Source organism: Streptomyces sp. NPDC021225, assembly GCF_044332865.1.
In the GTDB taxonomy this organism is placed as follows: Bacteria; Actinomycetota; Actinomycetes; order Streptomycetales; family Streptomycetaceae; genus Streptomyces.
In genome coordinates, this window is the sequence record NZ_JBIRPV010000003.1 from 251,599 (window position 1) to 266,635 (window position 15,037).

At 67.1% G+C, this 15,037-nt stretch carries 15 protein-coding genes and 3 pseudogenes; 12 read left to right on the forward strand and 6 right to left on the reverse strand.

The annotated features are described in order from the left end of the window. Positions 1–38: 38 nt before the first annotated feature. A complete protein-coding gene (locus tag ACH4S9_RS14755; RefSeq protein WP_398372978.1) occupies positions 39–953 on the forward strand; it encodes an alpha/beta hydrolase in 915 nt (304 codons plus the stop codon). 26 nt (positions 954–979) lie between these two features. Here the strand turns inward: ACH4S9_RS14755 and ACH4S9_RS14760 are convergent, their stop codons facing one another. Together ACH4S9_RS14760 and ACH4S9_RS14765 are read right to left on the reverse strand one after the other, a co-directional pair. Then, complete coding sequence (locus ACH4S9_RS14760) at positions 980–1,411, reverse strand: hypothetical protein (protein ID WP_385343860.1); 432 nt, start codon at positions 1,409–1,411, stop codon at positions 980–982. Positions 1,412–1,416: 5 nt separating this feature from the next. Then, positions 1,417–1,887 (reverse strand): annotated as a pseudogene (locus ACH4S9_RS14765) (ISAzo13 family transposase); the annotation flags it as partial. Positions 1,888–1,889: 2 nt separating this feature from the next. Here ACH4S9_RS14765 and ACH4S9_RS14770 point away from each other — a divergent pair. Next, positions 1,890–2,087, forward strand: a pseudogene (locus ACH4S9_RS14770) (transposase); the annotation flags it as partial. Positions 2,088–2,166: 79 nt separating this feature from the next. On the opposite strand, the gene ACH4S9_RS14775 reads toward ACH4S9_RS14770, so the two are convergent. Next, positions 2,167–2,310 carry a DUF664 domain-containing protein gene (locus tag ACH4S9_RS14775; protein ID WP_311729945.1) on the reverse strand — a complete coding sequence of 48 codons (144 nt, stop codon included), beginning with the start codon at positions 2,308–2,310 and terminating at the stop codon, positions 2,167–2,169. A 455-nt stretch (positions 2,311–2,765) separates the two neighbouring features. Then, positions 2,766–2,951, reverse strand: coding sequence for a MerR family DNA-binding transcriptional regulator (locus ACH4S9_RS14780; RefSeq protein ID WP_394816878.1), 186 nt, complete (start codon positions 2,949–2,951; stop codon positions 2,766–2,768). Between the two features lie 297 nt (positions 2,952–3,248). On the opposite strand from ACH4S9_RS14780, the gene ACH4S9_RS14785 reads away from it, so the two are divergent. The 5 genes and pseudogenes from ACH4S9_RS14785 (at position 3,249) to ACH4S9_RS14805 (ending at position 7,945) form a co-directional block, all read left to right on the forward strand. Next, the gene (locus ACH4S9_RS14785) at positions 3,249–4,079 is read left to right on the forward strand and encodes an NmrA family NAD(P)-binding protein (RefSeq protein ID WP_398372980.1); all 831 of its coding nucleotides are present in this window, start codon (positions 3,249–3,251) and stop codon (positions 4,077–4,079) included. A 239-nt stretch (positions 4,080–4,318) separates the two neighbouring features. After that, the gene (locus ACH4S9_RS14790; protein WP_311729947.1) at positions 4,319–4,849 is read left to right on the forward strand and encodes a MarR family transcriptional regulator; all 531 of its coding nucleotides are present in this window, start codon (positions 4,319–4,321) and stop codon (positions 4,847–4,849) included. Positions 4,850–4,943: 94 nt separating this feature from the next. Continuing rightward, positions 4,944–5,821: pseudogene (locus ACH4S9_RS14795) on the forward strand (DUF5996 family protein). A gap of 581 nt (positions 5,822–6,402) precedes the next feature. Further along, complete coding sequence (locus tag ACH4S9_RS14800; RefSeq protein WP_398372062.1) at positions 6,403–7,353, forward strand: NmrA/HSCARG family protein; 951 nt, start codon at positions 6,403–6,405, stop codon at positions 7,351–7,353. A 64-nt stretch (positions 7,354–7,417) separates the two neighbouring features. Further along, entirely contained in the window at positions 7,418–7,945 is a 528-nt protein-coding gene (locus tag ACH4S9_RS14805) for a MarR family transcriptional regulator (RefSeq protein ID WP_311729951.1), read from the forward strand. An 85-nt stretch (positions 7,946–8,030) separates the two neighbouring features. Here the strand turns inward: ACH4S9_RS14805 and ACH4S9_RS14810 are convergent, their stop codons facing one another. Beyond that, entirely contained in the window at positions 8,031–8,519 is a 489-nt protein-coding gene (locus ACH4S9_RS14810; RefSeq protein ID WP_311729952.1) for a carboxymuconolactone decarboxylase family protein, read from the reverse strand. A 122-nt stretch (positions 8,520–8,641) separates the two neighbouring features. Here ACH4S9_RS14810 and ACH4S9_RS14815 point away from each other — a divergent pair, with 122 nt between their 5' ends. The 5 genes from ACH4S9_RS14815 (at position 8,642) to ACH4S9_RS14835 (ending at position 14,236) form a co-directional block, all read left to right on the forward strand. Continuing rightward, positions 8,642–9,631: a pirin family protein gene (locus ACH4S9_RS14815; protein ID WP_358644758.1), complete on the forward strand. Its 990-nt coding sequence runs from the start codon at positions 8,642–8,644 to the stop codon at positions 9,629–9,631. A gap of 22 nt (positions 9,632–9,653) precedes the next feature. Then, entirely contained in the window at positions 9,654–9,992 is a 339-nt protein-coding gene (locus ACH4S9_RS14820; protein WP_311729954.1) for a GNAT family N-acetyltransferase, read from the forward strand. A gap of 218 nt (positions 9,993–10,210) precedes the next feature. Continuing rightward, positions 10,211–11,950 carry a pyruvate dehydrogenase gene (locus tag ACH4S9_RS14825; RefSeq protein WP_398372066.1) on the forward strand — a complete coding sequence of 580 codons (1,740 nt, stop codon included), beginning with the start codon at positions 10,211–10,213 and terminating at the stop codon, positions 11,948–11,950. A 431-nt stretch (positions 11,951–12,381) separates the two neighbouring features. Further along, positions 12,382–13,041, forward strand: a complete 660-nt coding sequence (locus ACH4S9_RS14830; protein ID WP_311729956.1) for a hydrolase — start codon at positions 12,382–12,384, stop codon at positions 13,039–13,041. A gap of 1 nt (position 13,042) precedes the next feature. Next, positions 13,043–14,236: an amino acid ABC transporter substrate-binding protein gene (locus ACH4S9_RS14835; RefSeq protein WP_398372068.1), complete on the forward strand. Its 1,194-nt coding sequence runs from the start codon at positions 13,043–13,045 to the stop codon at positions 14,234–14,236. Positions 14,237–14,358: 122 nt separating this feature from the next. On the opposite strand, the gene ACH4S9_RS14840 is transcribed toward ACH4S9_RS14835, so the two are convergent. Continuing rightward, positions 14,359–15,021, reverse strand: a complete 663-nt coding sequence (locus tag ACH4S9_RS14840; RefSeq protein ID WP_311729959.1) for an NAD(P)H-binding protein — start codon at positions 15,019–15,021, stop codon at positions 14,359–14,361. Positions 15,022–15,037 lie beyond the last annotated feature (16 nt).

The window sequence follows — 15,037 nt, forward strand, 5'->3', positions numbered from 1 at the left end:
GCAGCTATGGAAGAATGGTCTCACGAAGGGCGCTGTCCATGCTTCAGCACATCACGATCCCGCGCGGACCGATCGAGCTCGCGGCCGACCTCCACCTGCCCGACAACGCCGACAGCACCGCGCCGCTGCGCGCCGTGGTGCTCTCCACGCCCGGCAGCAGCGTGAAGGAGCAGATCGGCGCCAACTACGCGTCCCGCCTCGCCGCCCGCGGCATCGCAGCGCTCGTCTTCGACCCCGCCCACCAAGGGCAGAGCGGAGGCGAACCCCGCGACCTCGAAGACCCCTACCGCCGCGGTGAGGACATCTCCTACGCCATCGACACGCTCACCACGACCCCCGGCATCGACCCGCAGCGCATCGGCGTCCTCGGCATCTGCGCCGGCGGCGGCTACGCCGTACACACCGCCCGCACCGACCACCGCATCAAAGCGGTCGGAACCGTGGTCCCCGGCAACATGGGCACCTCGTTCCGCAGCTTCCAGCCCGACGGCCCGGCCGCCGCACTCGACGCCCTCGCCGACGCGCGCATCGAAGAGGCCCGCTCCGGTGAGCTCACCCGCGTGAACTGGCTGCCCGACACCCTGGAGGACGCCGCGGCAGCCGGTCTGACCGATATCGACACCACCCAGGCGATCACCTACTACCGCACCGAGCGCGGCGGCAACGAGTACTCCACCAACCGCCGCCTCTCGCGCAGCGACTCCCTCCTGCTGGGCTACGACGCGTTCCACCTGGTCGACCAGCTCATGACCCAGCCACTCCAGGTCATCCTCGCTGGACGCATCGGCAACACCGGCACCTACGATGCCGGCATGCAGCTGTGGAAGCTGGCCCCCAACCCCGTCGACCTCATGGTGATCGAGGGCGCCGGCCACTACGAGATGTACGACGAGCCCGAATACGTCGACGCCGCCGTCGAACGGCTCACCAACTTCTACGTCAACAACCTGTAGGCATCCAAACCGGCGAACCCATGTGGTCACAGCGCCGGCGGGCGTTGACCGCTTCTCCTGAGCCAGTAAGGGCTTGCCGGGAATCGACACGCTGGTTTGATCCTGGTGTTGTCCGGGTCAAGGAATCTGGCGATGTCGTCCGGCGTGCGGAAACGGGCTGTGGAGGCGGGGACAGTGACACCGTGGGCTTCCAGGAGCGGGCGGACATCTTTCACTGCACGGCTGATGGTCATCGCGGTGGTGTTGAAGAGCTGGCGGAGAAGCTCCTGAAGAGCGTGTTTCCGCAGGTAGAGGATGGCGACCAGGATCTGTTCGGCGGGAGTGAGGGTAGGTTTGCGGCCTGTGCCGCGTGCGACGCGGCGTGGTCCGCCGCGGGCTGCGTGGCGGACCTGCTCGCGGTGCTCTTCCAGGCCGGGGATCAAGATTTGAGTCAGGTCGCTGAGTTGCTTGCGGGACATGTCGGTCAGCTCGGGGTGCCGCAGGTCGTGGGGCGTGAGGGAGTCAAAGCCGCTGGCTGACCGGCCGCGTTGCGGGGAAGGTCCGGACACGGTTGGTGATCTGCGGGGTGGAAGGTGTAGTTCCAGTCTCCATGGAAGCGGTGGCGTGTGATCGGCAGGGCGGCGATGGCCTCGTCGCTGATGCGGATGCCGGTGGGGTACTCACCGCTGTCGAGTTCGGCGTGCACCGTCAGACCGGTGCGGCTGGTCGTCGCGGCAATAGTCCGCAGCATGACTTCATGGCTGGCCAAGGGCCTGCCACGCCAGTTCATGGTGATGTGGGAGAACAGCCGGTGTTCGATCTTGTTCCACTTCGATGTGCCGGGATGCAGATGGCACACGGTGATCTTCAGGCTCGTTTCGCCGGCGAGGTCGGCCAGGTGGGTCTTCCAGCCGCGGGTGCGGTAGCCGCTGGAGCCCCCGCCGTCGGCAGTGAGTCGACCTGCGGCGTCCCTGGGAGAGACCGGCGGAGCCGAACAAACTCACCCCGGCCCGAGTCCGCAGAGGGTTCAGGAACCTGCGTGCGAAGACCGGTTCACCAGCCGGTGCACCGAAACCCACCCGGCCCGGCCCCGGACGCCCTCCCGGCTCGAAAAACCGCCGCACGGCGACGCGTTACGACGTGGGACGCGTCCTCGCCACCGGGCAAGCCCACAGCCGTCCCACACACCACAAGGTGGGCACCAAGCCACGACGTACCGGCTGGAAACGCCAGCTCAGTCGCCCGTTTTCCCGTCCGTGCGCTCTCGCAGGAAGTCGGCGTGTCCGTTGTGGCGGGCGTACTCCTGGATCATCTGCATGTAGAGCCAGCGCAGGCTGAGGGTAGTGCCGCGCGGACGTGAAAGTCTCGTCGAGGTCATGGCCGGCTGCCGCTGCCTCGCACGCGGCGACCTCGGCCCGGAACCTCTGGAAGTCCCGTTCCGCGTAGACCTCGTGGACTCCCTCAATGCCCTCATCGCCGTCTCCCGGGTCAGCGAAGACATTCCCGATGCCGACGCTCAGGTACGGTGGCCAGGTCACCGATCTGCGTAGTGCGTTCAACCTGCGGCGCTATCCATGTCATGCGCCTACCCTGACCGAACAATTCACAAGAACACCAGGGACACACCCGTTGCCACTGGCCAGGTCGCATCCGCACGATAAACAACAAGCTAAGGGAAGTGGCCGCCTCCTGGGCGCGCCCCTGGTGCCGCCGACGTATCAACTGCCCCCTCTGGGCGCCGCCCCCTGCTTCAGGACGAACTTCCTGTTCCGTCATGATTGCGCGCCTCGGTGATGCAGTCGTGCAGCCGCCTGCGCACATCTTGCAGATCCGTCATCTGCCGGTCGAGGCGGTCGCGTTCGGCGCCGAGCAGCTCCAGCAGTTCCGGTCGACGGCACCGTCCGGATACCGGCGCTGGCCACCCGGATTCCGGGAGGAGTGGAGCAAGTCCTGCTGCTCGTAATAGCGCAGCGCCCTGACGCTGACGCCCGCCTTCGCGGCGACCTCTCCGATCCGCATCCCGACCTCCTGACTCGACTCCCCGTCCCGCTTGCACCTGACGTTGGCGTCAGGTTTTAGCGTAGCGGACACCGATGGGAACCATCCCGTCCGACCTCTGGAGCACGCCTATGACCAGCACGTCTCCGACTCACTTCTCAAGGCCTCAGGAAGAATCAGTAAATGTTCATCAGGAGCACGTCCTGATCGCCGACAGCGCAGTGTGGTCGGCATGACCCACATCGACAAAACCGTCGTCGTCCTGGGCGCCACGGGGCAGCAGGGAGGATCGGTCGCCGCGGCGCTGCGGGCCGACGGCTGGGGGGGCGCGCGGTCGTGAGGGACCCGTCCGGCCACCGGGCCCGGTCCCTCTCCGCCGCCGGTGTCGAAACCGTCCGCGGTGACCTCGGCGATCCGGAGTCGCTCCGCGCGGCCTTCTTCGGCGCCCACGGCGTCTTCAGTGTCCAGCCGAACTCCGGCCAGGCCGGCGCCGACGTGAGCAACGAGGACGAGGTCCGCTTCGGCGCGGCGGTGGCCGAGTTCGCCGAGCGCTGCGGCGTCGCCCACCTCGTCTACAGTTCGGCGGTCACCGCGGGTTCGACAACGGGCGTGGACCATCTCGACACCAAGAGCCGTATCGAGGCCCATGTCCGGAATCTGGACATCGCCGGCACCATCATTCGGCCGGCCACGTTCATGGAGCTCCTGGTGACCCCCGAAATGGGCCTCGACCGGGGGCACCTGTCCTTCCTGATGCGCTCGGACCAGGCCATGCAGTTCATCGCAGTACGCGACATCGGCCGCATCGTCGCCGTGGTCTTCGGCTCACCCGACCGCTACGCCAGTCGAACCATGGAGATTGCCGGTGACGCTCTCACCGGCAATGCCCTGGCCGAGAATCTGACCCGGGCCGCCGGCCGGATGATCAGCTACAGCCGTCTGCCGACGACGCTGCCGGGACAGGACGAGGTCCTCGGCAAGTTGGAAGCGCTTGTGGACGACGGCACGCTGGCGGGGAACGCGAACCTCGACGCGTTGCGCGCGGAGTTTCCCTTCCTGCTGCGCTTCGACCGCTGGTTGGCAGGCCCTGGTGCGGGCCTCCTCGATCAGGCGCTCCGTTCCTCGGACACGGGCATCGCCCCGCGCTGACGAGGCCCCGGGTGGGCCCGGCCCTGGTGGGCTGACGGTGGCCGGCCACTCCGCAGCCCGCTGTCACCCTCCGTGGTTAGGTGATCTGCGCGCTGCTCCGGTCACGGGACAGATGGGTTGGCAGGACTAGACTTCTCTCGGCAGGGTGGTTGCCCTAGTGAGTTGAACTCACAACTCACTACGGGGCTTACAGTACGAAGGCTCGGTCGTCCGGCAGGCCGGGAGAGGTGGATGACCGATTGTCTGATCTCACGTCGCCGCGGCCGGGCGGGCGGGGGCGGGCCCGCTCTCAGGCCGAATCGGTCAAGGTCGCCACGCCCCGGGTGTCGCAGGAGCAGCGGGAGAACTGGCAGTCACTGGTGATTCTCGCGCACCTGGTCGAAGCCGAGCTCGAGCGAAAGACGCAGGACGATGCCGGCATCCCGCACAGCCACTTCAAGATTCTCGCGTTGCTCGCCGGCGCGGATCGGTACACGATGGGCCTCACCCGACTGAGTCGGGCGCTGCGGTTCCACAAGAGCCGGCTGTCACATGCACTCCGAACACTCGAGGCTTCCGGATTGCTCCGCCGCGAGGACACTCCTGAAAAGGGCCGTGCCTACCAGGCCGTCCTCACACGTCGTGGCCTCGACCTCGTGGAGCGAGTGTTGCCGCTGCAGGACGTCTTCGCCCATGACACGGTGCTCTCCGGCCTCACAGCGACCGAGGTCACGCAACTGCGCACCATCGCCGAGAGGATCATCGCGAACCTGGATGATCGGGGGGAGTGACCCGACCGCCCTGTGACGGAACGGGCCCCGGCCTACCTCGGGCTTGAACGTGGCGTTCGCCACCTGCTCCACCTCGCGTCGGATGTGAGCAGCGATGACCGCACCAGCGACGAACTGGCCGAGCCTCCGGGTCTCGGACTGGACCGCCACCCGCGACACTCTGCACATGTGGACCCAGATCGTGGGCAAGATCCGGATGGCCCACGCACCCCTGATCAACCACTGTGGCAGGTGACCTTGTACGTCAGCCCCCGCTGGTTGACGACGTCGACCATCCCGTACCGCGCCGGGGCAGGTCGAATTCGACTTCGTCGGCCACCAGCTCGAAGTCCGCAGCAGCGACAACGGCGCGCGAAGCTTCCCCGCTCCGGCCCATGCCGATCGCCGAGTTCTACACCCGGACCCTGCGCACGCTCGATGAGCTCGGGATCGAGGCCCCGATCCATCCGCACCCCAACGAGCTCGAGTCGGCGATCCCCTTTGCCGAGGACCACGACCACGCCTCCTACGACGGCGAAGCGGCTGCCCTGTTCTGGCGACAGCTGCTGCACGCCAATCGGGTAATGGGCGAGTTCCGGTCGCACTTCGTCGGCAAGGTCAGCCCGGTGCACTTCTTCTGGGGTGCGATGGATCTCGCCTGCACCCGCTTGTCCGGGCGGTCGGCCCCTCCGCACCCCGGCGGCGGAGGAGGAAGGTGTCTTCTACGCCTACGCCTACGCCTACGCCGAACCCGACGGGTTCGCCGATTACCCAGTCGGCCCCAAGGACGCCTACTTCAGCTCTGAGTTCAAGCAGTTCCTTCTGCCCTACGAGGCCGTCCGCGTGGCGCTCGACCCTGAGCGCGCTGTCACCGAGTTTCTCCCCACCACCTACGAAGCCGCCGCAGTGCGCGGCCAATGGAACCGCCCCGCGCTGGAAGACGACCCCTTCCGGTGGGACGGAACTTCTTCGCCTCGGCGGGCTTCGAACTAACCAGGATCGCTAAGTTGTCCATCCCCACGTCGACGGCCCACGTCCGCAGCCGGTTGTGGGCGCCCTTCCACGACCCGAAGACCGTTCCTCGTGCTCGGCCTGGGCGGCGACGACGAGAAGGAGGTCGGTAATGCGCCCGCCGGCGGCACGACGTTCGGTCCGGGTGCGTCGGACGACCCGCCCGCCGTCTATAAGGTCGAGTCCCCCCCTCGCCGAGCCTCTCCAAGCCGTCCCGTGCGGCGGATACGAAGGCCGCGGGGGAGAGGGCCGCAGCCGGGAACGTTTGAAGGTGGTCGGGAAGTTGTGCCGGAGCATCGGTGTGAGCCAGGTGCTTGCCACGGGGTTACCTCTTGCGTCCGTGGATGGCGCCCTCGCGGGCGTGGCAACTCCGGACGCCGCCCGCGCGTGCATCACGGGAACCATCCCGGTCTGGCTGAGCCGGGCGTCTGGCCGGTCGTGTTGTGCCACTCAGGTGACTTTCGCAGCGATCGCGGCTGAAATTCGTGCCGCTGGTTGATTAATCAACCAGGATGCGCTTCAGTTGATGCATCAACAATGTCTCTGTGTGTAGGGGTAATGGCATGAGTGAGAAGAAGGTCATCGCGATTGCCGGAGCGACCGGTGCCCAGGGAGGCGGCACTGCGCGGGCGATCCTCGCCGATCCGGACTCGGGGTTCACGGTGCGTGCGCTGACCCGAAACCCCGACTCGCCCGCGGCCAAGGAACTCGCGCAGCTCGGTGCGGAGGTCGTGCGGGCGGACTTCCATGACGAGCCGTCCGTGCACGAGGCGTTCGAGGGTGCCTACGGCGCCTTCCTCGTCACCAACTTCTGGGCCCACGGTTCGGCGGCCAAGGAGACGGAGGAGATCGAGGTCCTGGTGCGGTCCGCGAAGAACGCCGGGCTGCGGCACGTGGTGTGGTCGACGCTGGAGGACACCCGCGAACTGCTGCCGCTGCAGGACGAGCGGATGCCCGTCCTGCAGGGGAAGTACAACGTCCCGCACTTCGACGCCAAGGGCGAGGGCAACGAGCTGTTCCGGCAGGCAGGGGTGCCGACCACCTTCCTCAACACCACCTTCTTCTTCCAGGGCTTCCTGTCGATGATGGGCCCCAAGCGGGCCGAGGACGGCGTACTGACGCTGACCCTGCCGCTTGAGGACGGCAAACTGCTGGCCGGCGTGAACGTGAACGACATCGGCCGCACGGCGCTCGCCATCCTCAAGGACAGTGAGCGGTTCATCGGCCAGACCATCGGCCTCGCCGGCGACCACCTGACCGGCGCCCAGTACGCGCAGAAGCTGGGTGCCGCGATCGGCGAGCCGGTGCGCTTCCAGTCGGTGCCCTACGACGTCTTCCGCTCCCTGGGCGTACCGGCGGGTGACGAGATCGCCAACATGTTCCAGTACTACGGCGACTTCGACCAGGAGTTCACCGGCGCGCGCGACCTGGGCCTCCTGCGGGAGATCACCCCGGCACTCGAGAGCTTCGACGACTGGCTCGCCCAGAACGCCGCGAACATCCAGGTGGACTGACCCGCTACCGCTGACAGGCCATGCCCCGGGGGCCGGACCACCGACGAGCGGCCGCAGCCTCTTCATGGAACAGGCGGTGGGTAGGTTGACGGCGGAGGAGCAGCGTGCGTGGCGGAGCTTCGTCCGTATGAATGAGAGACTCATGGGCCGGTTGTCTCGCTTGTTGCAGACGGAGTTCAACGTCTCGCCTGCGGACTTCGCCGTACTGGCCGAGCTGACGGACGTACCGGACCGGCGGCGGCTTCTGGACATCGCCAGGGCGTTGGAGTGGGAGAAGAGCCGGATGTCCCACCACATCACCCGGATGGTGCAGCGTGGTCTGGTGGTGCGGGACGAGTGTGCCGAAGACGGCCGTGGCACGTTCGTGGCGATCACGGACGAGGGGCGAGCGGTGGTCGAAGCCGCCGCCCCGCGTCATGTGAAGGCGGTGCGTGAGCTCTTCCTCGACCATGTCACTCCGTCCGAGCTGCGGTTGCTGGCTCGGATCTCCGAGCGCGTGATGGAGAAGCTCGGCGAGGAACCAGCCTCTCGCGAACGGGCGGCCCGGCCTGCGCCATGTGGCCGGCGTGAGCGTCGCCGCGGTGGCCGCTGAGAGAGCGGGAAGAGAACGAAGGGGGCCATGGGTTGCCCCGCCGCCGCTGCGACCTCGACAGCCCGGTGCGGCGGGCCGACCGCCCCTACTTGGCGGAAGGCGAGGGCACCGGGTGCTTGCTCATGACCGACACGCGATTGAACGCGTTGATGGTGACCGCCACCCAGATCGCAGCTGAGATCTGAGCCTCGGGGAGAACCTGCCGGGCGGCCTCGTAGGCGGATGTCTGAGCCGCGGTGTTCACCGGATCGGTTGTGGCCTCGGCCAGCGCCAGGGCCGCACGCTCCGAGGGCGTGAACAGGCCGGTGTCCCGCCATGCGCTCAGGACACCGAGTCTCTGCGGTGATTCACCGGCGCGCAGGGCCGCCCTGGTGTGCACGTCGAGGCAGTAGGCGCAGCCGTTGAGCTGCGACACACGGAGGTTGATCAGTTCCACCGTGGTGCGGTCGAGTCCGGCCTCGGAGGCTGTTGCCCGGACCGCCTCCGAAACCTGCACCAGGGCAAGGAATGCCTTGGGGCTCTGCTTGTCGACGAAGATCCTGCGGGGTGGGGAACTGTTGGGGTAGTTGCTCACGGCGGGGCCTCCTTCGGGCCACGCTCAAAGTGGCCGGTGTTCGTGCGGGTGCTGTGGCTATCGGCCTGCCCTCGTGGCATCATAGTTGATGCGACAACCAGATCGAGCGGGAGGTGCTCTCGGTGAGCAACACGGAAACCGATGCCGCGGCCCTACGCTGTGGTGCGCTCGTCGAAGGCGACCGGCCGACCGGAGCCCCCCGGGTCGACGTCCTGTCGGCGCGCGAGGTCCCCCTCGGTGGTCCGCGCGCGATGCGTGTGCGGCGGACGCTGCCCCAGCGGGAGCGCTCACTCATCGGCGCCTGGTGCTTCGCCGATCACTACGGTCCGCACGAGGTCGCCGCGTCGGGTGGCATGGACCTGCCCCCGCATCCGCACACCGGACTGCAGACGGTGAGCTGGCTGTTCAGTGGAGAGGTCGAGCATCGCGACACCCTCGGCACCCACGCCCTGGTCCGGCCCGGCGAGATGAACCTCATGACCGGCGGATACGGCATCGCCCACTCAGAGGTCTCCACCCCGAACACCACCGTCATCCACGGCGTCCAGCTGTGGGTCGCGCTGCCCGAGGAACACCGCAACACCGCCCGGGACTTCCAGCACTACGTGCCTAAACCCGCGCAGGTCGACGGGGCCGAGATCAGGGTATTCCTGGGCTCGCTCGCCGGCCGGACCTCCCCGGTCCGGGCCTTCACGCCGCTGCTCGGCGCCGAGATCGTCATCGAACCGCACAGGACGCTCACCCTCGCCGTGGACGCGACCTTCGAGCACGGCCTCCTCGTGGACAGCGGGGACGTCCGCCTGATCGACACTGTGCTGCGGCCTGCCGAACTCGGCTACGTCCCTCGCGGCGCGGATGTCCTGACGACGGTCAACGAGACCGACGCCCCGGCGCGGGTCGTCCTCCTCGGGGGACCTCCCTTCGGGGAGGAGATCGTCATGTGGTGGAACTTCATCGGTCGCAGCCACGAGGACATTGTGAAGGCCCGCGAGGACTGGGAAGCCTCCTCCGACCGCTTCGGCGTCATCAAGGAATTTCCCGGCGGCCGCCTTCCCGCACCGGCCCTGCCGAACGCCGTCATCACACCGCGCCGGAACCCACCGACCCGCTGACCTCCCTCACGAAAGGCACACCATGAGTGAGTCCTCCACCACTACGGTCGTCGAGCGGGCGGACGCCGATCGCCGGTACGAGATCCTGGTCGACGGCCGACGCGCGGGACTGACCGCCTACCGTGACCTGGGCGTGCAGCGTGTCTTCTTCCACACGGAGGTCGACGAGGCGTTCGCCGGCCAGGGGCTGGGCCCGCAGCTGGTCCAGCAGGCACTCGCCGACGTGCGCGCATCCGGAATGCGGATCGTCCCCGTCTGCCCCTACGTCGCCAAGTTCCTCAAGCGGCACGACGAGTTCGCGGACATCACCGACCCTGTCACACCCGACGTCCTGCGGTGGCTGAAGGCGCAGCTCGGCTAAGCAGTCCGTTCGACTCTTCGGCGGCCAACTCGGGTCCCACGTACGGGTTCCGGCGCGCACGGTGCGGATCAGCTCGGGTGCAGGAACCCCGTATGCATGCCTTCCCCTGAGGCCAAGGCCCCCCGGGCGCCCATGCTTCTATAGTGGACGCATCAACTATATTGGGCTGCCGACAGTCACATGAGACAGGTGTGCAGCCCGAGGGGAGAAGTCCGGCGATGCGGAAGCTGACCGTGGCCCAGCAAATGGTGGACATCCTGCGCCAGGCGGGCGTGGAGCGGATTTACGGCGTGGTGGGTGACAGCCTGAACTCGGTGGTCGACGCGGTGCGCCGGGCCGACGGCATCGAGTGGGTGCATGTACGGAACGAGGAGGCCGCCGCTTTCGCTGCGGCAGCGGAGGCACAGCTGACCGGCAGGCTCGCGGTGTGTGCCGGAAGCTGTGGCCCCGGAAACACGCATCTGATCCAGGGACTGTACGACGCGCACCGCTCCGGTGCGCCCGTGCTGGCGCTCGCCTCGCACATCCCGTCCCACCAGATCGGCACCGGTTTCTTCCAGGAGACCCACCCGGAGCGGCTGTTCACCGAGTGCAGCGACTACTGCGAGATGATCAGCACCCCCGGGCAGATGCCCCGGGTTCTTCGGATCGCCATGCAGCGGGCTCTTGGCAACAGCGCGGTGTCGGTCCTGGTGATACCGGGCGATGTCGCGCACGACGAGGCGACTCACCCGACGGGAAGCAGCGACCTGGTCACTGAGCGCGGCCGGGTCGTCGCGCCGGACACACAGGTTCGGGCGCTGGCCGAGAAGGTGAACGCGGCACGGAAGGTGATGCTGTTCTGCGGTGCGGGAGTGCGGGACGCGCACGCCGAGGTCATGGCGCTCGCCGAGAAGGCTGCCGCCCCCATCGGGCACACCCTGCGGGGCAAGGAGTGGATCCAGTTTGACAACCCGTACGACGTGGGCATGAGCGGTCTGCTGGGCTACGGCGCCTGCTTCGACGCGATGCACGAGGCCGACCTGGTCGTCCTGCTCGGCACCGATTTCCCGTACAACGACTTCCTGCCGCAGGCACGGACCGTACAGATCGACCACGATGCGGGCCGCCTCGGCCGTCGTACTGTGCTGGAACTCGGGGTCCACGGCGATGTCCGGGAGACGCTGCGGGCTGTGCTGCCCTTGGTGGAGGCGAAGCGGGGCCGTACCTATCTGGACCGGATGCTGCACAACCATGCCAAGTCGCTGGAGAAGGTGGTCTCCGCCTACACCCACGACGTCGAGCGGTACACCCCGATCCACCCTGAGTACGCGGCCTCGGTTCTGGACGATCTCGCGGCTGACGACGCCGTGTTCACGGTGGACACCGGCATGTCCAATGTTTGGGCGGCGCGTTATCTGACCCCCAATGGGCGGCGCCGGGTGATCGGTTCGTTCCTGCATGGCACGATGGCCAACGCGCTGCCGCACGCCATCGGCGCGCAGTTCGCTTACGCCGGCCGCCAGGTGATCTCGATGTCGGGTGACGGTGGACTGGGCATGCTGATGGGTGAGTTGCTCACAGTGAAGCTGCACGATCTGCCGGTGAAGACGATCGTCTTCAACAACTCCTCCCTGGGCATGGTGAAGTTGGAGATGCTGGTCGAGGGGCTTCCGGAGCACGAGACCGACCACGAGCCGGTGGACTATGCGGCGATCGCTCGCGGCGCGGGCATCGAGGCGATCCGCATCGAGCGCCCCGGGGATGTCGTCGAGGGGCTCAAGCGGGCGCTCGCCCACGACGGCCCGTTCCTGGTCGACCTGGTGACCGACCCCAACGCGCTGTCGATCCCGCCGCACATCTCGGCCGCCCAGGTCAAGGGATTCGCCTTCGCCGCGGGCCGGACCGTGCTCGACGGGGGCGTCGGCAAGATGCTCGACCTGGCCCGCGCCAACCTGCGGAACATTCCCCGACCCTGAGATGGTCGCCGTCCTCGTCGAGGTCCGCCCTCACGGCATCGGCCAGGGGCCCGGCCGTGACTTCACGCCAACTAGGGGCGCCTGGCCCGCCGCACCGCTGGTTCTCGACGTAGCCCGTGCAGCGGATTGCCGGTTGACGAGGTGTGGGCGGCGGATCGACATCTAGTTGACGTATCAAGCCTTGGTGCTAATGTAGGTGACACGTCATCCACTTGAGCGGGCCGGGGGCCCGTTACCAGCGCCGCGAACCGTCTCGATGCGGGAGCCGAGCCCAGTGGTGCCGCGGCGTCAGCCGGTCCGGCGTGGTGGTCGACTCGGTTTCAGGGGTGCCTGCGCGGACGCATGCGGCCGCCGTATTCCGCTGTCGAGATCGATGACGTCCGTCCGAGCACTCTCAACACGCTGATACACACACCCGGAGAGGGACCAGCATGAGCAAAGAAGCGAAGTCCGGACTGCAGGCGCTGCTGACGCCCGAGGAGAGCGTCGTCGTCCTGATCGACCACCAGCCGTTCCAGTTCGCCAACCTGAACAGCCACGAGCCCACGATGATCGTGAACAACGCTGTCGGCCTCGCCAAGGCTGCCAAGGCGTTCGACGTGCCGACTATCCTGACGACCGTGCTGGAGGAGCGCGGCGGCTACCTCATCAAGGGGCTGCAGGACGTGTTCCCGGAGCAGAAGCCGATCAACCGCACGTTCGTCAACACTTGGCAGGACGAGCGCGTCGTCGACGCCGTCAAGGCGACCGGCCGCAAGAAACTGATCATCGCCGGCCTGTGGACGGAGGTCTGTGTCGCGATGCCCGCGATACAGGCGGCGGGTGAGGGCTTCGAGGTCTTCGTCGTCACCGATGCCTCGGGCGGCGCCTCGAAGGAAGCTCATGACATGGCCGTGCGGCGCATGGTCCAGGCGGGAGTGGTACCCATCACCTGGATGGCCGTAGCGAGTGAGTGGCAGCGCGACTGGGCCCGCGAGAAGACCATCCCGGCCCTGACCGAGGTCCAGCTCGAGCACGGGGGCGCCACCGGCGTCGCCTTCGGCTGGGAGATGCAGCTGCTCGCCGCAGGACGCGCTGGAAACAACGCCTGACATGGCCGCGAAACAGGCTCCCGTTCGCATCGGGTACTGTCTGTCGCTGACCGGTCCCCTCGCGGACAACGGCCGGTCAGCCCGGCTCGCCCATGAGATCTGGCGCGAGGACATCAACGCTCGCGGTGGACTGCTCCGCCGTCCGGTGGAGTTCGTCCGCTACGACGACCACGGAGACGCCTCCCTGGTCCACGCGCTGTACGAACGGCTGATTGACGAGGACGAGGTTGACCTCGTCATCGGTGGATACGGCACCAACACCCTGCTGCCGGCCATGCCGTTGGTTGTGGAGCGGCAGCGCTTCTTCGTCGGGCTCATGGGCCTCGGCGTCAACAATGCGCTCGCCTGTCCGAACTACTTCGCCATGATCCCGACCGGGCCGGATCCGAACGCGGCGCTCACCGAGGGGTTCTTCGAACTCGCCGCGCAGCAGAATCCGCGGCCGACGACCGTGGCGCTCGTCTCTGCGGATGCCGAGTTCTCCCGCAACCCCGTTCTCGGCGCCAAGGCCAACGCCGAGAAGTACGGAATCAAGGTCGTCCACGAGGCCACCTATTCGCTGTCGACCGAGGACTTCAAGCCCGTCATCGACGCCGTCGCGGAAACCGGCAGCGATCTGCTATTCCTGTGTTCCTACCTGGACGACTCGATCGGCCTGGTACGGACTATCCGATCTCACCAATACCGGCCGAAGATGGTCGGCGGTGCCATGATCGGCCCGCAGAATACAGCGGTGAAGACGACACTCGGACCGCTGCTCAACGGCTTCGTGAACTACGAGTACTGGGCTCCGGTCCCGAAAATGATGTTCCCGGGTGTTCAGGAACTGCTGAACACCTACCAGGAACGTGCGGCCGACGCCGGTGTCGATCTGCTCGGGCATTACATGGTGCCGCTCGCGTACGCCCAGATGCAGGTGATCGCTCAAGCCGTCGAGGCGACCGGCGGTTTCAACGACGAGAGCCTCTCGGCGTACACGCGGGGGGAAAGCTTCCCGACCGTCATGGGGGATGTCCGGTTCGGCGTGAAGGGCGAATGGCTGCAACCGAGGGTTCTCCAGGTCCAGTTCCAGGGAATTTCCGGCCACGAGGTCGGTCAGTTCCAGAACGGATCACGGCAGATCGTGGTGTCGCCACCGGAATCGTCCTCCGGAGATCTCAGTTTTCCCTACGCGGAAGCTCTCACTGCTGAGTAAGGGGGACATCGCAGTCATCGAGACGGGCCGCCACATCTTCCGGCGGCCCGTCTCTGCGCAAGCCGGCTCCGGCAAGGCGATCGCCTACCCGTCTCACCGCTCGGTGCCGGCAACGCTGGTGGTCAGTACGACCAGCGGACGTTGGCTCGGACTGCCTCGTCGATCGGTGTCGAACCCGTGTTGAGTTCCAGGATCTGCCGGCCGATTCGGGGCTCGTGGAGCAGTTCGGCGAGGGTGCCGGCAACGTCGTCGCGAGTGATGTGGCCGTGGAACTCTGCCGGACCGAGGGATACGGTTCCGACTCCCGGACCGTCGAGAAGCAGTGATGGACGCAGGATCAGCCAGTTCAGCCCGCTGCGGCTGAGCTCGATGTCTGCTCCCTTCTTCACCGCGAAGTAGTACTCGACCTCGTCACCGAGGTCGCGTTCCCGCCATGACTCCGGGAGCACCGACACCAGTGCGAAGCGTTCGACACCGGCGAGGTGTGCTGCCTTGATCGCCTTCACGACCCCGTCGCCGTCGACAGCCTTCGTGATCTCCTTGCTGCCGCCATTCGATCCGGCACTGAAGACGATCGCAGCGACACCGCCGAAGGTTGCAGCCAACTCCTCCACGGTCATGCGGGACAGATCACCGACTCGTGCGTCCACGCCCCGCGTGGCGAGCTCGGCCCGCTGCGCATCCCGGCGAACGAGCCCGTGGACGGTGTCTCCTCGGGAGCGCAGCTTCTCCGCGAGCAGACCACCGATGCCGCCGGTGACGCCGATGATGAAGACGTCCATCATGGATGCTCCGTTCTCC